The sequence below is a fragment of the Acinetobacter sp. 789_lipA genome, assembly GCF_058242845.1.
On record NZ_JBZAYS010000001.1, the window covers coordinates 2,210,756 to 2,230,224 of the forward strand.

At 41.4% G+C, this 19,469-nt stretch carries 19 protein-coding genes; 14 read left to right on the forward strand and 5 right to left on the reverse strand.

Annotated features, from left to right (window positions below; translation table 11 throughout):
• The first annotated feature begins 60 nt into the window (after window positions 1–60).
• The gene (gene map / locus AC4CUZ_RS10740; RefSeq protein WP_005400725.1) at window positions 61–855 is read left to right on the forward strand and encodes a type I methionyl aminopeptidase; all 795 of its coding nucleotides are present in this window, start codon (window positions 61–63) and stop codon (window positions 853–855) included.
• Between the two features lie 302 nt (window positions 856–1,157).
• On the opposite strand, the gene AC4CUZ_RS10745 is transcribed toward map, so the two are convergent.
• Both AC4CUZ_RS10745 and AC4CUZ_RS10750 read right to left on the reverse strand, forming a co-directional pair.
• Window positions 1,158–2,066: a LysR family transcriptional regulator gene (locus AC4CUZ_RS10745; RefSeq protein ID WP_004981950.1), complete on the reverse strand. Its 909-nt coding sequence runs from the start codon at window positions 2,064–2,066 to the stop codon at window positions 1,158–1,160.
• Window positions 2,067–2,168: 102 nt separating this feature from the next.
• The gene (locus AC4CUZ_RS10750) at window positions 2,169–2,609 is read right to left on the reverse strand and encodes a phosphohydrolase (RefSeq protein ID WP_419381153.1); all 441 of its coding nucleotides are present in this window, start codon (window positions 2,607–2,609) and stop codon (window positions 2,169–2,171) included.
• Window positions 2,610–2,671: 62 nt separating this feature from the next.
• Between AC4CUZ_RS10750 and AC4CUZ_RS10755 the strand changes: the two genes are divergently transcribed.
• Window positions 2,672–2,998 (forward strand): hypothetical protein, encoded by a 327-nt coding sequence (locus AC4CUZ_RS10755; RefSeq protein WP_004696551.1) that lies wholly within the window; start codon window positions 2,672–2,674, stop codon window positions 2,996–2,998.
• A gap of 41 nt (window positions 2,999–3,039) precedes the next feature.
• Here the strand turns inward: AC4CUZ_RS10755 and glnG are convergent, their stop codons facing one another.
• Both glnG and glnL read right to left on the reverse strand, forming a co-directional pair.
• Window positions 3,040–4,521 (reverse strand): nitrogen regulation protein NR(I), encoded by a 1,482-nt coding sequence (glnG, locus tag AC4CUZ_RS10760; RefSeq protein ID WP_004696552.1) that lies wholly within the window; start codon window positions 4,519–4,521, stop codon window positions 3,040–3,042.
• Window positions 4,508–5,617, reverse strand: coding sequence for a nitrogen regulation protein NR(II) (gene glnL, locus AC4CUZ_RS10765; RefSeq protein WP_004696555.1), 1,110 nt, complete (start codon window positions 5,615–5,617; stop codon window positions 4,508–4,510). The genes glnG and glnL overlap by 14 nt, the downstream gene beginning before the upstream one ends.
• 351 nt (window positions 5,618–5,968) lie before the next feature.
• Between glnL and rimO the strand changes: the two genes are divergently transcribed.
• From rimO to lpxA, 12 genes are all read left to right on the forward strand, one after another.
• Complete coding sequence (rimO, locus tag AC4CUZ_RS10770; RefSeq protein ID WP_004696556.1) at window positions 5,969–7,312, forward strand: 30S ribosomal protein S12 methylthiotransferase RimO; 1,344 nt, start codon at window positions 5,969–5,971, stop codon at window positions 7,310–7,312.
• A gap of 43 nt (window positions 7,313–7,355) precedes the next feature.
• Window positions 7,356–8,084: a UMP kinase gene (gene pyrH, locus AC4CUZ_RS10775; protein ID WP_004696558.1), complete on the forward strand. Its 729-nt coding sequence runs from the start codon at window positions 7,356–7,358 to the stop codon at window positions 8,082–8,084.
• Between the two features lie 79 nt (window positions 8,085–8,163).
• Window positions 8,164–8,718 (forward strand): ribosome recycling factor, encoded by a 555-nt coding sequence (gene frr / locus AC4CUZ_RS10780; RefSeq protein ID WP_419381154.1) that lies wholly within the window; start codon window positions 8,164–8,166, stop codon window positions 8,716–8,718.
• A gap of 8 nt (window positions 8,719–8,726) precedes the next feature.
• Window positions 8,727–9,479, forward strand: a complete 753-nt coding sequence (gene uppS, locus AC4CUZ_RS10785; protein WP_004696563.1) for a polyprenyl diphosphate synthase — start codon at window positions 8,727–8,729, stop codon at window positions 9,477–9,479.
• A gap of 3 nt (window positions 9,480–9,482) precedes the next feature.
• Window positions 9,483–10,307, forward strand: a complete 825-nt coding sequence (locus AC4CUZ_RS10790; RefSeq protein ID WP_419381155.1) for a phosphatidate cytidylyltransferase — start codon at window positions 9,483–9,485, stop codon at window positions 10,305–10,307.
• Window positions 10,308–11,504 (forward strand): 1-deoxy-D-xylulose-5-phosphate reductoisomerase, encoded by a 1,197-nt coding sequence (gene ispC / locus AC4CUZ_RS10795; protein WP_148825855.1) that lies wholly within the window; start codon window positions 10,308–10,310, stop codon window positions 11,502–11,504.
• 2 nt (window positions 11,505–11,506) lie between these two features.
• Window positions 11,507–12,862: an RIP metalloprotease RseP gene (gene rseP / locus AC4CUZ_RS10800; protein ID WP_078388768.1), complete on the forward strand. Its 1,356-nt coding sequence runs from the start codon at window positions 11,507–11,509 to the stop codon at window positions 12,860–12,862.
• A 45-nt stretch (window positions 12,863–12,907) separates the two neighbouring features.
• A complete protein-coding gene (bamA, locus tag AC4CUZ_RS10805; RefSeq protein ID WP_419381156.1) occupies window positions 12,908–15,421 on the forward strand; it encodes an outer membrane protein assembly factor BamA in 2,514 nt (837 codons plus the stop codon).
• A 33-nt stretch (window positions 15,422–15,454) separates the two neighbouring features.
• A complete protein-coding gene (locus AC4CUZ_RS10810; protein ID WP_419381157.1) occupies window positions 15,455–15,949 on the forward strand; it encodes an OmpH/Skp family outer membrane protein in 495 nt (164 codons plus the stop codon).
• 3 nt (window positions 15,950–15,952) lie between these two features.
• Window positions 15,953–17,020 (forward strand): UDP-3-O-(3-hydroxymyristoyl)glucosamine N-acyltransferase, encoded by a 1,068-nt coding sequence (gene lpxD, locus AC4CUZ_RS10815; RefSeq protein ID WP_419381158.1) that lies wholly within the window; start codon window positions 15,953–15,955, stop codon window positions 17,018–17,020.
• A 7-nt stretch (window positions 17,021–17,027) separates the two neighbouring features.
• Window positions 17,028–17,513 (forward strand): 3-hydroxyacyl-ACP dehydratase FabZ, encoded by a 486-nt coding sequence (fabZ, locus tag AC4CUZ_RS10820; RefSeq protein WP_010326983.1) that lies wholly within the window; start codon window positions 17,028–17,030, stop codon window positions 17,511–17,513.
• Entirely contained in the window at window positions 17,510–18,298 is a 789-nt protein-coding gene (gene lpxA / locus AC4CUZ_RS10825) for an acyl-ACP--UDP-N-acetylglucosamine O-acyltransferase (RefSeq protein ID WP_078388772.1), read from the forward strand. Before fabZ ends, lpxA begins: the two co-directional genes overlap by 4 nt.
• Window positions 18,299–18,356: 58 nt before the next feature.
• Here the strand turns inward: lpxA and AC4CUZ_RS10830 are convergent, their stop codons facing one another.
• Window positions 18,357–19,202: a YbgF trimerization domain-containing protein gene (locus AC4CUZ_RS10830; RefSeq protein ID WP_078388773.1), complete on the reverse strand. Its 846-nt coding sequence runs from the start codon at window positions 19,200–19,202 to the stop codon at window positions 18,357–18,359.
• Window positions 19,203–19,469: the final 267 nt, after the last annotated feature.

Consider the following 19,469-nt stretch of genomic DNA (forward strand, 5'->3'; position numbering starts at 1 on the left):
TTTGAACAAAAATATTGAGAAAAGGTCTATACTTGCGACTTCATAATTGAGGATATTTCAATGCGTGGCTTAAATGTGAGCATAAAAACTGAACAAGATGTAGAAAAACTTCGTATATCTGGTCGTTTGGCTGCCGAAGTTTTAGCGATGATTGGTGAACATGTAAAGCCGGGTGTTACGACTGAATATCTGGATGATATTTGTCATGACTTCATTGTAAATACCTTAAAAGTGACGCCTGCCAATATTGGTTATCATGGCTATACCAAAACCACCTGTATTTCTCCAAATGAAGTGGTCTGTCACGGTATTCCATCGCCGAATGTTGTACTTAAAGATGGCGATATTATTAATATTGATGTGGCGATTATTAAAGATGGCTACTTTGGTGATACCAGTCGTATGTACTATGTGGGTACAGTGAAACCGGAAGCCAAAAAGCTAGTCGATACGACTTATGAGGCGATGGTTGCAGGTATTCATGCTGTGAAGCAAGGTGCGACGCTTGGTGATATTGGTTATGCCATTCAAACTGTTGCGCACCGTGAAGGTTATAGTGTGGTACGCGAGTATTGTGGTCATGGTATTGGCAAAGTTTATCACGAACAGCCAAGCGTATTGCACTATGGTCAACCAGGTAAGGGGATGCAGCTTAAAGCGGGCATGGTGTTCACAATTGAACCGATGATTAATATGGGCAAAGCGCATGTCAAAGAACTTAAGGATGGTTGGACAGTCGTGACTGCCGATAAGTCTTTAACTGCGCAGTGGGAGCATATGGTACTCGTGACTGAAACCGGTTTTGAGTTACTATCACCTTGGCCTGAAGGTACGGGCAGTTATCCAGAAATTTAAGTTGATGTTTTGTCGGTGATTAAATTTTAGACTTTGGTCTAGCTTTGTGGCCTAAAAGCTAAATTAAGTCTTAAAAGCAATCACTGATATTTCTGAAACCCTTTATTTGTCGTGTTTTTGATATTTTTTGATTAAAACTTATACATGTAAGCTATTGGTCTAGACTTTATTTTGTCACTAAAATTGTTTCCAAGATACTCGCTGTAGTTTCTTATTTTGAAAGTTTATGAGCTTATCCACCTCGGTTAAGCTCTTTTTTTTGTCTCATGGATTGGCTCAATGTCATTGAGCATGTGTAGAGTTTAAAGTGATTTATTTGAGCTAAGGTGTTCAATTAAATAGTCAATAAACACGCGGACAGCAGGCAATAAACCACGACGTGAAGGATACACCGCATGAAAAATACCGTGTGGTGCTTTCCAGTCGGGTAGTACGCGAACCAGTTCACCACTTTTCACCATATCTTGTACGATGCTGTCTGGAAGTAAGGCAATACCGCAGTTTTTACGCACCAGTTGAGCCAACATACTCAAATCAGAGCCCATCACCACAGGGTTTACACGTATTTTCTTTTGTTGCTGCGCATCATTATGCACGATGATATGTTGATCTAAATGCTCATCAACCATACTCAGTATATGATGTTGGCTTAAATCTTCAGGTTGTTTTAGTTCGCCAAATTCATTCAAGTAGGCTTGGCTGGCAAATAAATGCTGCTCGATATTTTCAAATTTACGAATTACCAAACTTGGATCATCGTCTAGATTGGAGCGAACCCGCAGCGCGATATCAAAACCTTCGTTAATAATATCTACACGGCGATTGGTCACCATCATTTGCACTTTAATTTCGGGATAGGTTTTTAAGAAGCTTGGTAAAATGCGTGCAATTTCGTTTTGTGCAATCGATACTGGCAGGCTGAGTTTAATTACACCACGCGGTTGTAAGCTGAGATGATCGACCAAGTCGTGTGCGGCTTGTGCAGCATTCATCATCACTTGCGCATGACGGTAAATGTTCATGCCAATATCGGTCACTGCGAAATGTCGAGAGCTGCGTTGAATTAGGCGTACACCCAAACGTTCTTCGAGGTTATACACACGTCGACTGAGCTTGGATTTAGGAATATCTGTTGCGCGTTCGGCTGCGCTAAAACCACCATGTTCAACCACTTGAGCAAAACAATAAAAATCATCTAAATCGCTTAACATTCACGATGTCCATTTGTGCAACGATAGGCTTAATTAAAAAGTGATCGTTGCAGTTTGTCAATTTTGAAATTGTAGAGATTTAATTGAAAATACTCAGCTATTTTAAGGGTTTCGCTGAGTTTTCGCTTGTTTGAGTATTTCAAGCACCACTTTATATTCTTCAAGTCGTGCAAAGTCGTGTGCTGTTGGATTGTTTATGCGCGTAAGGTTCATATTATCGAGTACATCAACATATTTCACTTGGGTTGCAAGAGGGTTTAATACAGTGCGCTTAGCCGCTTCCAAACGTGATTCACCTGTTTGTTTGGTCAGTGCTTGTATGGATTTAATGATCTCGGCACTAAAACCAAGCGCTTCTAAGTCTTCAGCAGTCGTTGCGGTGTCTTCCAAAATGTCATGCAACACCGCAATGATTTGTAGGGTGGGATTGGAAAATTGCAACATGAGGCGTAGTGGATGCAAGATGTAAGCTTGTCCGCCCTTATCGAGTTGGCCAGCATGTTGGGTTGCAGCCAGTGCAATGGCTTTTTCTAAAGTCGACATGATTATTCTAGGCACTTTATCCTATGCTAAACTTCGCAGCATCTTTGTTTAAAAGCTAAATTATGACTTATCAATTGATCCCACTAGACTGTGAAGCGACAGATCCTGTAGCGTGCCCACACTGCCAACAACAGGTAATTGATTGGTCTCAGGAACAATACGTTCAGCCTTGTGAACATACCTTATTTATTGCGATGGACATTGGTTTCGAATATATCACAGATGAATTTGAAGCGACCATGCAGCGCAGTGTTGATGATCTCCATGCGCATGATGATCAAGTGATTATGTTTGAAGAGTTAACCCAAGCCAGTTACCCAAAATTTATCATGTTAAAAGCACCACTAGGTGTTGAAGGTTATTCACGTTATTTGGGTTTTACGGCTTAATAAATAAAAGCGCCGCAATGGCGCTTTTATTTGAATCTGCCTTAGTTTTCTAAAGCTTCTTCTTCACTTTCATCATCTGCGGTATCCATACCCAGCTCTTTAAGTTTACGCGTAAGGGTGTTACGCCCCCAACCGAGTAACTCAGCCGCATGCCGTTTACGGCCACGGGTTTGTTGGAGCGCAGCAATGATCAATGTACGTTCGAACATAGGGGTGGCGATATCGAGAATTTTCATCTCGCCGTTTTTCAGCTTTTGCACAGCCCATTGACCCAATAACTCGTCCCAATGGTGGACTGCAATCCGATCTAAGTTCTGCGCGGCTTGTGCATCTTCACCTGAGCGGGTAATTGGAATTTGCTTCAGCTCTGATGGTAAGTCTTCAGGATAAACTTCACGTCCTGTAATCATGACCGTTAACCAGCGGCAAGTGTTCTCGAGCTGACGTACGTTTCCTTGCCAAGGCAGCTGTTGCATATATTCTTGCGTTTCAGGACGAAGGATTTTAGGGCTTACACCTAATTCTTTGCCTGCACGTGCCAAGAAGTGTTGCGCTAACATTGGGATGTCTTCGCTACGATGCGCCAGTTTTGGAATGTGAATGCGAATCACGTTCAGACGGTGATATAAGTCTTCACGGAAGCGACCATCATGTACCAATTTTTCTAAGTCTTGGTGCGTTGCCGCGACAATACGTACATCTACTTTTACTGGGATATGCCCACCAACACGGTAAAACTCGCCATCAGCCAAGACACGCAGTAAACGCGTTTGTGTTTCAAAAGGCATATCGCCAATTTCATCTAAAAACAGCGTTCCACCATTGGCCTGTTCAAAGCGACCTTGGCGCTGGGTATTGGCGCCAGTAAATGCACCTTTCTCATGACCAAAAAGCTCTGTTTCAATTAGGTCTTTGGGAATCGCGGCCATGTTGAGTGCAATAAAAGGTTTGCTGCTCCGTGGTGAGTGGCGGTGTAGCGCATGCGCAACTAACTCTTTACCTGTACCAGATTCACCATTAATTAACACTGTAATGTGTGATTGAGACAAACGACCAATCGCGCGGAAAACTTCCTGCATAGCAGGAGACTCGCCAATGATTTCGGTCGATTGAATCGGTGGTACCGTTTTTGCCGATTCTTGCTGCTGCATTTTGGTGATGTGCAAAATCGCACGATTCACTAAAGCTAAGGCTTCATCAATATCAAAAGGCTTGGGTAAATACTCAAATGCGCCTGTTTGATAACTTGAAACAGCAGACTCTAGGTCAGAGTGAGCCGTCATAATAATGACAGGTAGATCAGGATAGTTGGCTTTAACTTTCGCTAAAAAAGTTAAGCCATCTATGCCGGGCATACGAATATCGGTCAAGATCACATCGGGTGCATCTAAACTGAGTTGGTCTAAAGCAGATTGAGCTTCTTCAAAACTTGTGACGTCAAAACCTTCTTCTTTGAACGTTTTTTCCAGCACCCAGCGCATGGCGCGATCGTCATCAATTACCCATATTTTATTTCGCGACATGGTTTAACTCCCAAGGTATATATAAGCTAAAAGTTGTTTTTCCGGGAACAGATTGACATTCAATCATTCCGTTATGTTGATGCATAATATTTTGCGCAATACTTAAACCCAGTCCTGTGCCTTTAGCACGACCCGTGACCAGTGGGTAAAACACGGATTCTAAAATTTCTTCTGGAACGCCCGGACCATTGTCTTCGATATCAATCCGTACCACAGAGCGTTGCAGTACACCATTGATGGTCACTAAACGTTGAATACGGGTGCGTAACATTAGTTCAGGTTGGTGGTCGACAAAGAACTCTTTATTTTCAGTCATGGCTTGCACTGCATTGACGCTAATGTTCAGCATAACTTGTATCAGTTGATCACGATCGGCCATCACTTCAGGTAATGACAAATCATAATCACGGGTGATCTTAATTTTCTTTTTGGTTTGGTTGGTAATGAGTGAGCGAACACGCTCTAAAGGCTCATGTACATTGACCAACTCATAACTTGGGAGCTGACGTGAACCAAGCATGGTGTCTGCTAAATTACGTAAGCGATCGACTTCACTAATAATAATGTCGGTGAACTCGCTATATTGAGGATCATTGAGGCTACGTGCTAAAAGTTGTGTAGCACCGCGAATTCCGCCTAGCGGATTTTTAATTTCATGTGCAACACCGCGAATCAGTTGGCGTGCAACCTGATGTTGTTGTAAGAAGTTTTCTTCCTTGGAAATTTTGAGCATCCGATCAATCGGATTGATCTCAATTAAAAGCAAAGGATGATAGGGTTTATTTGAATTCAACTGTGACACGGTATAGTCAACATGAATATCTTTAAAGTTGACCTTAATGATGGCTTCACGACGGGTGTAGTGTTGTCCCGAGTTTAGAGTATTGAGAAGTGCTTCTTCTGTATTGAACTCATCATTGGGTGCATGGAGTAAATTAAGTGCAGGTTGGCCAGAGGCACGTAAAAGACTGATATCAAATAATGCTTCGCAAGAGGAATTTAAGTAAAAAATATTTAATTTACTGTCGACCAATAGAATCGCAGTGGTCAAATTGTCCACTAAAAGGCGATAGTCGATAGAAATAGGGTGATCCATTAGCGAATGTATCCTGTATTAAAATAGCGCAATGGCATCTTGATAAAGCATTAACCGTTCCAAATAGCGGACTGAATTGATGCAAATAAAGCAAAATGCACGCCAACTTTGATTTTGTATAATGAAATGAGCACACTTTTTTTGCGGAATGCGCTGTAAATGAACGATTAGCTAAAGATATAGCGGATTCTAAAAATCAAGTAAACTGAAAGTGACTTAAAATGGTGCGTTATACTGATTCTACTACAGTGTTGGTTTTATTTTGGTGCATTAAACAAAGAGTGTGGAATCGATCTGTTTTTATAAACAGAAAAGACATACAATACGCGCATTCTAGTGGAGCGCAGATTCATGAAATCCCCCAAAGTCGGTTTTGTTTCTTTAGGTTGTCCTAAGGCATTGGTTGATTCCGAACGAATTTTAACTCAGTTGAAGACTGAAGGTTATGATGTAGCATCAGATTATGATGGTGCGGATTTAGTTGTTGTAAATACCTGTGGTTTTATTGAATCTGCAGTGCAAGAGTCTTTAGATGCCATTGGCGAAGCCATGAGTGCGAACGGTCGTGTAATCGTTACGGGCTGCCTAGGTAAAGACGAAGACAAAATTCGCCAAATGCACCCAAATGTCTTAAAAGTGACAGGGGCGGCTGCATATCAAGAAGTGATGGAAGCCGTGCACCAATACGTGCCTGAGCCACCAAAACACAACCCATTTATTGACCTTGTTCCAGAACAAGGGATTCGTTTAACGCCGAAGCATTATGCGTACTTAAAAATCTCAGAAGGGTGCAACCATCGTTGTACCTTCTGCATTATTCCAAGTATGCGTGGTGACTTAGTGTCTCGCCCAGTCGGTTCTGTTTTAGAAGAAGCGGCTGCGCTTAAACGTGCCGGTGTAAAAGAAGTACTCGTTATCTCCCAAGATACTTCTGCTTACGGCCTCGATACCAAATACAAATTAGACTTTTGGAATGGTCAACCTGTTAAGACGAAGTTCTATGACATGTGTGAGGCCTTAGGTCAACTGGGTATTTGGGTGCGTTTGCACTATGTCTATCCATATCCACATGTGGATGCAGTGATTGACTTGATGGCACAAGGTAAAATTTTGCCTTATTTGGATATTCCATTCCAACATGCCAGCCCAAAAGTTTTAAAACTAATGAAACGACCTGCGCATAGTGAAAATACACTTGAGCGTTTAAAGCTGTGGCGTGAAAAATGTCCTGACTTGGTGATTCGTTCAACCTTCGTTGTGGGTTTCCCTGGCGAAACTGAAGAAGATTTTGAAATCTTACTTGAGTGGTTGAAAGAAGCACAACTTGATCGCGTAGGCTGCTTCACCTATTCACCTGTTGAGGGTGCGACAGCAAACGACTTGCCAGATCACGTGCCTGAAGAGATTAAGCAACAGCGTTATGAACGCTTTATGGAAGTGCAACAGGCGATTTCTGCTGCCAAACTTCAAAAGCGTGTTGGTCAGAAAATGACGGTGCTGGTCGATGAGTTGGATGAAGAATTCCCAGTTGCGATTGCACGCTCATACGCAGATGCTCCTGAAATTGATGGCAATGTCTTTGTGGAAGATATTGATAAAAGCCAGATTAAATCAGGCGATTTGTTAGAAGTCGAAATTACCGATGCAGATGAATATGATCTGTATGCACAGTTGATTTCGATTAAATCGAATTAAGACACAAATAAAATTTTAAAATTTAGATATTGGAGTTATTGCGATGTTGGATTCTAAAAAACCACGTTTTGAACGCATCTTACTGAAACTTTCTGGCGAAGCGTTGGCTGGAAATAAAGATATGGGTATTGATGCTCAAGTACTTGATCAAATGTCTTTGGCAATTGCGCACTTAGTGGGTTTGGGTGTACAAGTCGGGATTGTTGTGGGTGGTGGTAATTTATATCGCGGTAGTCAATTACAAAAAGATGGTTTGGTTGGTCGTGTAACCGGTGACCAAATGGGTATGCTTGCAACCGTGATGAATGGTTTGGCATTACGTGATGCTTTGGTACGTCGTAATATCAAAACCCGTTTGATGTCAGCATTGCCAATTGGTGCTGTGGTTGAATCATACTCAAGCCGTGATGCGATTCGTCACCTAACACAAGGTGAAGTTTGTGTGTTTGTCGCAGGTACAGGTAACCCGTTCTTTACCACAGATACAGCAGCATGCTTACGTGGTATCGAGATTGAAGCCAACCTGATCCTAAAAGCAACGAAAGTTGATGGTGTCTACAACAAAGACCCAAGCAAATATGATGATGCTGTTAAATATGACACCTTAACTTTTGACCAAGTGTTAGATGAGAAATTGGGTGTGATGGATTTAACCGCGATTTGTTTGTGTCGTGACCACAATGTACCGCTTCAAGTCTTTGACATGAATAAAGCAGGTTCATTGCTTTCAGTGGTTATGGGCGAAAAAGAGGGTACTCACGTAACGAACTAATGTACGTGACCTCGAAAGCTCTTTATACTACACGCTATTTTAGAATTTATATCTTTTCGAATTAAGTAAGGAAGATCACATGATTAACGATCTTAAAAAAGACGCAGAAGAACGTATGAACAAGTCACTTGACTCGTTAGAACACGGTTTTGCCAAGGTTCGTACAGGACGTGCGCATCCATCTATCTTAAACGGGGTAATGGTTCCTTACTATGGCTCAGATGTGCCATTAAACCAAGTGGCAAACGTGGGTGTTGAAGACTCGCGTACATTGTTGATTCAGCCATTTGAGCGCACGATGGTTGCAGCAATTGATAAAGCGATTCGTGAATCAGATTTGGGTTTAAACCCGATTACGGCTGATGCGATTCGTGTTCCAATGGCTGCATTGACGGAAGAAACACGTCGTGACATGCAAAAAGTGGCGCGTAACGAAGCTGAAAATGCAAAAGTTGCAGTACGTAATATTCGCCGTGATGTACTGGGCGACATCAAAGCATTGTTGAAAGAAAAAGAAATTTCTGAAGATGATGAACGTCGTGCATCTGATGATATTCAAAAAATCACAGATAAGTTTGTTGCTGAAATCGACAAACGTCTTGCGAATAAAGAAGCTGAGCTGTTGAAGGTCTAATTTGTATAATGACCGATTCAGAAGATAAGCTTACTCTTCCAAAACATGTTGCCATCATCATGGATGGCAACAATCGTTTTGCCAAAAAAAATGCAATGCAAAAGGGCGATGGTCACCGTGAAGGAAAAAATGTCCTGGACCCGATTGTAGAGCATTGTCGAAAAAGAAATATTCAAGCATTAACCGTTTTTGCTTTTTCGAGTGAAAATTGGAAGCGCCCTCAAGCTGAAGTTGATTTGCTCATGAAACTGTTGGAAGACACGATTCATGAACAGTTGCCTCGTATGCATCAATATCAAATGTCTTTACGTTTTATTGGTGATCGTTCTAAATTATCTCCGCAATTGCGTGACTTAATGTTGCATGCCGAACAAGACACTGCTAATTTCGACAAGATGACTTTGACCATCGCAATTAGTTACGGTGGGATGTGGGATATGGCGCATGCGGCTAAGCAGATTGCGCTTGCTGTTCAATCTCAAGCGTTAGATCCTGAGCAAATTGATGAACATATTTTTGGCCAATACGTAAGTTTGAGTGATTTACCGGCTGTGGATCTATTGATTCGTACAGGTGGGGATTTTCGTTTATCGAACTTTATGTTGTGGCAAGCAGCTTATGCAGAGCTTTACTTCACTCCAACTCTTTGGCCAGAGTTCAGTGTAGAAGAGTTTGATGACGCCTTGGCTGTATTTGGTGGGCGTGAACGTCGTTTCGGGAAAACGACGGAACAAATTCTACAAGATAAAATTGAGAACTAATAAATGTTAGAGCGGATTATAACCGCATTGGTTTTGGTGGCCGTTGTACTGAGTTGTATGTTTGCAAGCCAGTCACACTATCCAATGTTTGTGCTGATGATTATTGCGGCAGGGGTTGCAGGCTATGAGTGGTTTAAACTCATGCCCCGTACAACAAAAAATGTTAATAAACCTCTAGCGTGGGGTTTTGGTTTACTAAGTGCTGGCCTTGCTACACTTGCTTTATACTTTACCGATATTGCGCTTCTACTTTGGGCTGCCTCTATCCTATGTTGGCTGCTCAGCCTGTATTGGGTTAAATCCTATCCAAATTATGATGCTTGGTATAATTCAACCCTTAAGGTGGTTGGTATTGTTCTGATATCTTCAGCTGTGACCGCTATTTTTGCACTCTGGAAGATGTCTCCATGGTGGCTAATGTACCTGTTTTTATTGGTTTGGGGTGCTGACAGCGGGGCATATTTTGTTGGGCGTAAACTGGGTAAGCGTAAACTTGCACCTGAAGTGAGTCCAAATAAATCATTGGAAGGTCTCTATGGTGGTGTGATTACGGCCATGATCATCGTGGTTGCTGTTGAAATCCTCTATTTAGACTTAACGTACGCACAGCATTTATTATTTCTTATTTTATCTGTAGTGACTGTATTTAGCTCAGTTTTAGGTGATTTGTTTGAATCTATGATTAAACGTCGTGCTGGAATTAAAGACTCAGGTCGTATTTTGCCGGGGCATGGTGGGGTACTGGATCGCATTGACTCGCTACTGGCTGCTGCACCTATCTTTGCTGCGGGTGTATATGTGTTAAAACTTATTGGCGTAGATTTGTAAATGTCTCAATCTGTTTGTATTTTGGGTGTGACGGGCTCGATTGGGCAGAGCACCTTAAAAATATTGCAACAACATGCTGAAAGCTACTCTGTGTTTGCTGTTACGGCACATAGTCGGATGCAAGAGCTTGTTGATATTTGTCAGCAGTTTCAACCTAAAATTGCAGTTGTACCTCAGGCTAAAGTGGATGAACTGCGCCAGCTTCTAGTCGCAGCCAATTTACAAAACATTGAAATTTTGGCGGATGAGGCAGGCCTTATCGCGGTTGCTGAACATCCAGAAGTGGATGTGGTAATGGCAGCCATTGTTGGCGCGGCAGGTTTAATGCCGACGCTAGCAGCGGTAAAGGCAGGAAAGCGTGTTCTTTTGGCAAATAAAGAAGCGCTGGTGATGTCGGGTGACATCATGATGCAGGCTGCTCATGATCATCAGGCTCTTTTACTGCCTGTGGACTCTGAGCATAATGCAATTTTCCAATGCTTGCCGCAGACCTACTTACAAGCTGAGCGTCACGGACAGCCGAAACTCGGAGTCTCTGGTATTCTTCTGACCGCATCTGGTGGGCCATTTCTTAAGCATAGTTTAGATGAATTACATAATGTAACGCCTGCGCAGGCGTGCAAACACCCTAATTGGTCCATGGGGCAGAAAATTTCGGTTGATTCGGCGACCCTCATGAATAAAGGGCTGGAGCTAATTGAAGCTTGTCATCTTTTTTCAATTGAAGAACATTTTGTTACAGTAGTTGTGCATCCGCAGAGTATTATTCATTCCATGGTGCAATATGTGGATGGTTCAACATTGGCGCAAATGGGAAATCCTGATATGTGTACGCCAATTGCACATGCGTTGGCATGGCCTGAGCGTATTCAAACCCATGTTCCAGCTTTAGATTTATTTAAAAATCATCAGTTGGATTTTCAAGCGCCAGATACGCATCGATTCCCTGCATTAAGCTTGGCACGTCAAGCGATGAAAACTGGGGGTACAGCCCCTGCGATTTTAAATGCAGCCAATGAAATTGCGGTTGCTGCATTTTTAAATCAACAGGTGGGGTTTATGGATATTCCTGCTATTGTTGAACACACTTTGAATACCATCCCACATCAAGCAGCAACACAACTTGATGTTATTTTAGAAGCCGATCGAAACGCACGCCATGTTGCTCAGCAATATGTGGTGAATATAGGAATTTAAGCATGAGCGCCTTGTTTATGATTGTTGCGGCAATTTTGCTTTTAGGCCCACTTATTGCAATACATGAGTTTGGGCACTATTTTGTTGCGCGTAAATTGGGCGTAAAAGTTCTAGTTTATTCCATTGGTTTTGGACCAACGGTTTTAAAGTGGACCTCTAAAAAGTCAGGTATTCAATATCAGCTTTCGGCATTGCCCTTGGGTGGTTATGTCAAAATGCTAGATGAGCGTGAAGGTGATGTTGCTGAAGAGGATGTGCCCAAAGCATTTAATCATCAGTCACCTTGGAAGCGTATCGCAATTGTTGCGGCTGGCCCATTGATTAACTTGGCATTTGCCATTTTTCTGTTTTGGATTTTGTTTTTGCCTGCACAAGAGCAGTTGAATACACGTGTGGGTAAAGTGCTACCTAATACACCTGCAGCACAAGTTCAAATGCAAGTGGGCGATAAAATTACCGCTGTTGATGGCTTAACGACACCCACTTGGGAAAAATTGAATTTTGCCTTGGTTGACCGTGTAGGTGAGACAGGATCAATCCAAATTCAGGCCGAACGTGCGGGACAAGTTAAGACATTTAGTTTGCCTATTCAAAACTTCTTGAAAGATCAAACACAGTCTCCGCTTGATGTTCTGGGTTTTACGCCTTATCGACCAAAAATTCCTGCGGTCGTGACTAAGTTGAGCGAAGATGGTGCAGCCATTCGTCAGGGTATGCAACAAGGTGACAAAATTGTCGCGATTGATGGCATCAAGATGAATGATTGGTTTGATGTGGTACAAGTGGTTCAAGCCTCGCCTGAAAAATTGTTAAAAATTGATGTGCTTCGCCAAAATCAATTGGTACAACTTGAGGTGATGCCGCAAGGTAAACGTGACAATATGGGCAAGGTTTCTGGTGTCTTAGGTGTACAAAGTGACCCTGGGAAAATCAGTATTCCTACAGAATATAAACAAACGATACAATATAATCCTGCTGAAGCCTTCATTATGGCAGTGGATAAAACCGGTCAACTGTCGAGTATGATTTTGAACTCGATTGTGAAAATGGTGCGCGGTTTGATTGGTCTAGACAACCTATCAGGACCGATCACGATTGCCAAAGTCGCAGGACAAAGTGCGGAAATGGGTTGGCAAACTTTTATCTCATTTATGGCACTGATGAGTGTAAGTTTAGGGATATTAAATTTATTGCCTATTCCTATGCTTGATGGTGGACATTTGGTCTATTATTTTATAGAACTAATACGTGGTAAACCTGTTTCTGAACAAATACAATTGGTTGGTTTAAAAATTGGTATGGTATTGCTCGGAAGTATGATGCTTTTGGCACTATTCAATGATTTTATGCGTTTGTAAAAAAGCGTAGATACGGAATTAAATTTTACATCGGAAAAAACTGGCATGCAGCACACACATTTATTTATGCCTTTGGCGCTCATCAGTGCTATGGCAACAGTACAACAAGTATATGCAGCAGAAGATTATATAGTACGTGATATTAAGGTTGATGGACTTGTTCGTTTAACGCCAGCAAATGTCTATGGAATGATTCCGTTGAATAGTGGAGATCGTGTGAGCGATGCAGCACTTGCCAATGCCATTCGTAGTTTATATGCAACAGGTTTGTTTGATGACATTAAAACAGAAAAGCAGGGTGATACGCTGGTTTTCAAAGTTGTCGAACGCCCACTAATTTCTAAAGTTGAATTTAAAGGTAATAAACTCATTCCTAAAGAGGCCTTGGAAGAAGGCTTGAAGAAGATGGGGATTACCGAAGGTGAAGTGCTGAAAAAATCAGCGCTCCAGACGGTTGAATCTGAGCTTGAACAACAATACATGCAGCAAGGTCGTTATGATGCTGATGTCAAAGTGGTCACAACAGCGAAGCCGAACAACCGTGTAGACCTTACTATTGAGTTTGTTGAAGGTAAGGCTGCAAAAGTCGTAGATATCAATATTATTGGTAATACAGTATTTAAAGAAAGCGAAATTGAACAAGCGTTTGCGGTAAAAGAGAGTGGTTGGACATCCATTATTTCACGTAATGACCGTTATGCACGTGAAAAGATGGCTGCAAGCTTAGAGTCTTTACGTGCACTTTATTTAAACAAAGGCTATATCAACTTTAATATCAATCACTCAAGCTTAAATTTAAGTGAAGATAAAAAGAATATTTTTGTTGAAGTTTCAGTGGATGAAGGCGAACAGTTTAAATTTGGCGAAACCAAATTTTTGGGCGATGCTTTATACACCCCAGCAGAACTGAAAGCTTTACAAATATATAAAGATGGCGATATCTATTCACAAGAAAAAGTGAATGCGGTTAAACAGTTGCTTCTACGTAAATACGGTAATGCGGGTTATTACTATGCAGAAGTGAACGTCGTGCCTCAGATCGATAAAGAAACTCATCTGGTGGATTTAAATTATTACGTGAATCCAGGTCAGCAAGTGACTGTGCGTCGTATTAACTTTACCGGCAACACGAAAACTGCGGATGAAGTATTACGTCGTGAAATGCGCCAAATGGAAGGTGCGCTGGCAAGTAATGAGAAAATTGATTTATCTAAAGTTCGTTTAGAGCGTACAGGCTTCTTTAAAACTGTAGATATCAAACCAGCACGTGTTCCGAACACAGCCGACCAAGTTGATTTAAACATTAATGTTGAAGAGCAGCACTCGGGTACCAGTACCTTGGCAGTTGGTTTCTCACAAAGTGGTGGTGTAACCTTCCAAGCGGGTTTAAGTCAAACCAATTTCATGGGTACAGGTAACTCGGTTGCAATTGATTTATCCCGCTCAGAAACGCAAGACTATTACAACCTAAGTGTGACGGATCCGTACTTTACGATTGATGGTGTACGTCGTGGTTATAACATGTACTACCGTAAAACCAAGTTGGATGAAGACTATAACGTCAATAACTATGTGACGGATAGTCTTGGTGGTGGTATCAATTTTGGTTATCCAATTGATGAAAACCAAAGCATTAGCGCGGGTTTAAACATCGACCAAACTGAAGTAACCACAGGTCCGTATGTATCTACTTATGTGCGTGATTACTTGTTGGCGCATGGCGGTAAGACAAAAAGTACATCGACTTATTGTATGGTGGATTTAGTTCCTGATTCGGAAGGCGTTTATGTTTGCCCAGATGGTCAGACATCTGCTCCTTATGGTTCTGAGTTTACCGGTGACTTCTTAACCTATAACTTAAACTTAGGATGGTCATATAACACCTTAAACCGTCCAGTGTTCCCAACATCGGGTATGTCGCATCGTATCAATGGTGAAATTGCCTTACCAGGCAGTGATGTTGAATATCAAAAGCTGACTTATGATGCTCAGGCTTACTTCCCGCTTGCGAAAGATTTTGTATTACGTGGCTATGGTAAGTTGGGTTATGGTAATGATTTACCATTCTATAAAAACTTCTATGCAGGTGGTTTTGGTTCGGTACGTGGTTATGATAACAGTACCTTAGGTCCGAAATACCCAGGCGTAACTTATAGTGAATCAAGATCTAAAGATAATGACTATGAGGAAGTGGGTGGTAACGCACTGATCCAATTTGGTACAGAATTGGCTTTGCCTTTGCCATTTAAAGGGGATTGGACGCGTCAGGTTCGCCCAGTTATCTTTGCTGAAGGCGCGCAAGTATTTGATACGCAGTGTGATGTTCCATCTGGTCAGTTATATATGACTGGAAGTAAAACTGATGCTGGTGTAGATGCGAAGCAATACTGTAAAGACAACTTCGGTTTTGAGCTTGATAACATGCGCTATAGCGTGGGTGTAGGCTTTACTTGGATTACGATGATTGGTCCATTGTCTCTTAGCTATGCATACCCATTGAATGATAAAGATGGCGATGAAACAAAGAACATTCAATTTGAAATCGGTCGTACCTTCTAAGGTCGACCTTTTCTCTACATGAAAGATATAAATATGAAAAAAATTCTTACAGCTTTAACACTTACAGCATTAACTTCTACAGTGGTGAATGCTGCTGGCTATGGTGTGGTGGATCTTGAGCGTGTTGTTGAAAATAGCACGTATTTAAAACAGCAAAATTCGAGTTTTCAACAGAAAATTCAACCTCAAAGTACGAAGCTTGATCAACTTAGTAAAGAGCTTCAAGACTTACAACAGCGTTTACAAACAGGTGATAAGCTGAGCGCTGCGGATAAGCAAAAAATGGTGACTCAGTATCAAACCGAAATGAATGAGTTCAATACTTTGCAGCAAACCATGCAAAGCAGTGTGCAAAGCTCTATTCAGCAAGTACGTAGTGTATTTGATGGTCGCGTGAAGCAAGTTGCTGAACAATTGCGTAAAGAAAATCAATTAGATGTTGTTTTGAATAAAAACTCAGCACTTGCCTATGACGCTAAGTATGATTTAACTGATAAAATGATTCAAAAGGTTAACGCAATTAAGTAATCAATGAATCCTCAACAGTATCGCTTAGAAGATCTTGCTCGTTTAGTCCAAGGTGAGTGTATAGGTCAAGCTGATTTAATCCTTAAGGGATTAGCAAGTCTAGATTCAGCAGAATCTAGACATCTTGCATTTGTAAATGGTGAAAAGTACTTAGAACAAGCGCGGCAGTCTAAAGCTGGAGCATTCATTGTTACAGCAGATCTGAAAGATCACTTGGTTGAACATCAAAACTTTATTGTTGTTGCCAATCCTTATTTAGCTTTTGCCATTTTAACCCATGCTTTTGAGGTTAAACACACTGAGCAGGGTATTGAAAGCACTGCGCAGATACATCCTTCTGCAATCATCTCAGATACTGCTTATATTGGACATTATGTGGTCATTGGTGCAAATTGCGTTGTTGGCGATGACACGATTATTCATTCACATGTCAGCATACATGATGGGGTTGAAATTGGCCGCAGCGGTTTAATTGAATCGCATGTAAATCTGATGTCATGCAAAATTGGTGATCGTGTTCGTATTCATGCCAATACTGTGATTGGTAGTGAGGGTTTTGGTTTTGCCCCTTATCAAGGGAAATGGCATCGAATTGCTCAATTGGGTTCGGTCATCATTGGAAATGATGTACGGATTGGTTCAAATTGTAGTGTTGATCGCGGTGCATTGGATGACACAATTTTGGAAGATGGTGTCATTATTGATAACCTTGTGCAAATCGCCCATAACGCTAAAATTGGTGCTAATTCGGCTTTTGCTGCCAATACTGCAATAGCCGGTAGTACAACCATTGGCAAAAATTGCATCGTAGGTGGTGGGTCTGCAATTGCAGGGCACTTAAATATTGTTGATAATGTTACGTTAACTGGAATGTCAATGGTCACAAATAATATTTCTGTGGCTGGAACGTATTCCTCAGGAATTGGGCTGTTTGAAAATCAAAAGTGGAAACGCACCGTTGTTCGTTTAAGACAATTAGCAGATGTGCCATTGACCCAATTGGTAAAAAAACTTGATCATATGCAGGCTCAAATTGAGTCCCTTGAATCAACAATTAAATTGCGTAAATAGAAATATGATGACTGAGTCGAATTCTACTAGTTTCACGAAACCTGAATTGCCAATGACGATTCAAACTATTCGTGAGTACTTACCACACCGCTATCCTTTTTTATTGGTCGATCGTGTTGTTGATGTGACTGAAAATGGAATTGTGGCGTATAAAAATGTGTCTATTAATGAAGAGTTTCTTCAAGGCCATTTCCCTAATTATCCAATTATGCCTGGTGTTTTGATTGTCGAAGCATTAGCGCAAGTTTCAGGTATTCTTGGTTTCATCATGAACAATGAGAAACCAAGTGAAGGTTCTTTGTTCTTGTTCGCAGGTGCAGAGAAAGTTCGCTTTAAAAAGCAAGTCGTTGCAGGTGACCAATTGGTGTTAAAATCAGAATTGGTTATGCAGAAGCGTGGTATTTACAAATATAATTGTATTGCCACCGTTGACGGTGTAGTAGCAGCATCTGCGGAAATTATGGTTTCGCATCAGAAAATAGAGCAATCATGAGCAATAACGAATTTATTCACCCAACAGCAATCATTGATGCATCTGCCGTGATTGCAGCAGATGCAAAGATTGGACCGTATTGTATTATTGGTCCAAATGTCACTATTGGTGCAGGTACGCAGTTACATTCGCACGTGGTGGTTGGTGGTTATACGCGTATTGGAGAACAAAATGAAATTTTCCAATTCGCAAGCGTGGGTGAGGTCTGCCAAGATCTAAAATATGCAGGTGAAGAAACCTGGTTAGAAATTGGTGACCATAATAAAATTCGTGAGCATTGTAGTTTACACCGTGGTACGGTTCAGGATCACGGTATAACCAAGATTGGTAGCCATAATCTTTTAATGGTGAATACGCATATTGCACACGACTGTGTGGTCGGTGATCATAATATTTTTGCAAACAATGTCGGCGTGGCTGGCCATGTTCATGTAGGTGACTATGTGATTGTCGGCGGTAACTCGGGTATACACCAATTCTGTAAAATTGACTCTTATAGCATGATTGGTGGTGCATCATTGATTGTAAAAGATGTCCCTGCTTATGTGATGGTTTCTGGTAATCCTGCACATGCTTTTGCGATGAATGTTGAAGGCATGCGTCGTAAAGGTTGGTCTAAAAATGTGATTCAAGGTTTACGTACTGCATTTAAACTGATCTATAAAGAAGGTTTAACGACAGAGCAGGCTTTAGAACGTATCCGTGCAGAAATTTTGCCTGAAGTTGCTGAAGCACAGTTGCTCATTGACTCGTTAGAACAGTCAGAGCGTGGCATTGTGCGTTAAGCTTATTCCAAAGATAAAAAAGACACTTCGCGTGTCTTTTTTTATATCTATAGGAAAATTATTTCTTAAAGAAAGAGGCTTCTTCAGACTTAGGATATTGCTTAAGGAGTTTGGCTTTGTATTGGTTGGCCTGAGTCGAGTTTTTATCCACTTCTTTTGCAATATTATAGAGTTGATAGACTGCTCGAGGCGCACGCGAAGAGTTTGGGTATTGGTTTGCCACAATCCCGTAGTTCTTTTTCGCTTCTGCATAGTTGGTAGGTTCAATCGCTAAATTAAATTCCGCTAACCAGAAATATGCATTGCTGATGTAAACACTGTTGGGGTTGTTTTTAATAAAATTTTGCATGGGTGCAATCGCTTTCTTCGCACCACCTTGCTTATAGGCATCCAATGCGACAGTATACGCGGCTTTTTCTAGCTCAGATGGCTCTGATGTGTTTTGCGTACTGACCACTACAGGTGCTTTGTTTACTGCGACCGTGGTTGTGCTACTGCTGGCGTTGGTGATTGTGGTGTTACTGGGAGGAGTATCCTGTTGGTTATCCTCCGTTGTATTGCTCGCTTCAGGGTCTACTTTTTGTTGAAGTAACTCTAAGCGTTGATCTAGGTCAGCGTAACGGTTTTCCAACTCATGTTTGAGTTGAGCGATCTCGTTGTCTTGCTCTTCAAGTTTACCGCGTAAGCTACGCAAATCATTTTCTAATTGTTGGTTCTTTTGCATGATTTGCCAATTAATATTGGTTGCTGTTGCACTCGCACCTGTGTCTACTGCGACGCTGGTTGGATTGACACTATTGTTCGTTGCTTGACTTAAGCCGCGAGATTCAATTGGAATATTGGCGAAAACAGGCGTTGTGCAAAGTAGGGTGAGGGCACATAGGCTATGCTTCTTTAGCATCATAAAATATCCGTGTTATAAGGCTTTGATGGGGAAAACATCAAACGAAATTCATTTACCCCATTAAAAACGGCAACGTTATGAATTGCAATAAGCTTTTACATTGTTGTCGTATATTTAGGTAAATGAATGTAGCCTAGTCGTTACCAATAATTGAGCGATTTTTCTTAAGTTTGTTTTATAAATAGTCAATTGAATGAAATGCTTATTGAAAAGTCGTTTATAGGCTTGCAACTTAGGGAAAAATCTCTATACTCTGTTCTTGCAATG

What these genes read in the sequence shown, in the direction of transcription:
- map (WP_005400725.1), top strand. Translation starts at nt 61, where the DNA reads ATGCGTGGCTTAAATGTGAGCATAAAAACTGAACAAGATGTAGAAAAA.
- AC4CUZ_RS10745 (WP_004981950.1), bottom strand. Translation starts at nt 2,066, where the DNA reads ATGTTAAGCGATTTAGATGATTTTTATTGTTTTGCTCAAGTGGTTGAA.
- AC4CUZ_RS10750 (WP_419381153.1), bottom strand. Translation starts at nt 2,609, where the DNA reads ATGTCGACTTTAGAAAAAGCCATTGCACTGGCTGCAACCCAACATGCT.
- AC4CUZ_RS10755 (WP_004696551.1), top strand. Translation starts at nt 2,672, where the DNA reads ATGACTTATCAATTGATCCCACTAGACTGTGAAGCGACAGATCCTGTA.
- glnG (WP_004696552.1), bottom strand. Translation starts at nt 4,521, where the DNA reads ATGTCGCGAAATAAAATATGGGTAATTGATGACGATCGCGCCATGCGC.
- glnL (WP_004696555.1), bottom strand. Translation starts at nt 5,617, where the DNA reads ATGGATCACCCTATTTCTATCGACTATCGCCTTTTAGTGGACAATTTG.
- rimO (WP_004696556.1), top strand. Translation starts at nt 5,969, where the DNA reads ATGAAATCCCCCAAAGTCGGTTTTGTTTCTTTAGGTTGTCCTAAGGCA.
- pyrH (WP_004696558.1), top strand. Translation starts at nt 7,356, where the DNA reads ATGTTGGATTCTAAAAAACCACGTTTTGAACGCATCTTACTGAAACTT.
- frr (WP_419381154.1), top strand. Translation starts at nt 8,164, where the DNA reads ATGATTAACGATCTTAAAAAAGACGCAGAAGAACGTATGAACAAGTCA.
- uppS (WP_004696563.1), top strand. Translation starts at nt 8,727, where the DNA reads ATGACCGATTCAGAAGATAAGCTTACTCTTCCAAAACATGTTGCCATC.
- AC4CUZ_RS10790 (WP_419381155.1), top strand. Translation starts at nt 9,483, where the DNA reads ATGTTAGAGCGGATTATAACCGCATTGGTTTTGGTGGCCGTTGTACTG.
- ispC (WP_148825855.1), top strand. Translation starts at nt 10,308, where the DNA reads ATGTCTCAATCTGTTTGTATTTTGGGTGTGACGGGCTCGATTGGGCAG.
- rseP (WP_078388768.1), top strand. Translation starts at nt 11,507, where the DNA reads ATGAGCGCCTTGTTTATGATTGTTGCGGCAATTTTGCTTTTAGGCCCA.
- bamA (WP_419381156.1), top strand. Translation starts at nt 12,908, where the DNA reads ATGCAGCACACACATTTATTTATGCCTTTGGCGCTCATCAGTGCTATG.
- AC4CUZ_RS10810 (WP_419381157.1), top strand. Translation starts at nt 15,455, where the DNA reads ATGAAAAAAATTCTTACAGCTTTAACACTTACAGCATTAACTTCTACA.
- lpxD (WP_419381158.1), top strand. Translation starts at nt 15,953, where the DNA reads ATGAATCCTCAACAGTATCGCTTAGAAGATCTTGCTCGTTTAGTCCAA.
- fabZ (WP_010326983.1), top strand. Translation starts at nt 17,028, where the DNA reads ATGACTGAGTCGAATTCTACTAGTTTCACGAAACCTGAATTGCCAATG.
- lpxA (WP_078388772.1), top strand. Translation starts at nt 17,510, where the DNA reads ATGAGCAATAACGAATTTATTCACCCAACAGCAATCATTGATGCATCT.
- AC4CUZ_RS10830 (WP_078388773.1), bottom strand. Translation starts at nt 19,202, where the DNA reads ATGATGCTAAAGAAGCATAGCCTATGTGCCCTCACCCTACTTTGCACA.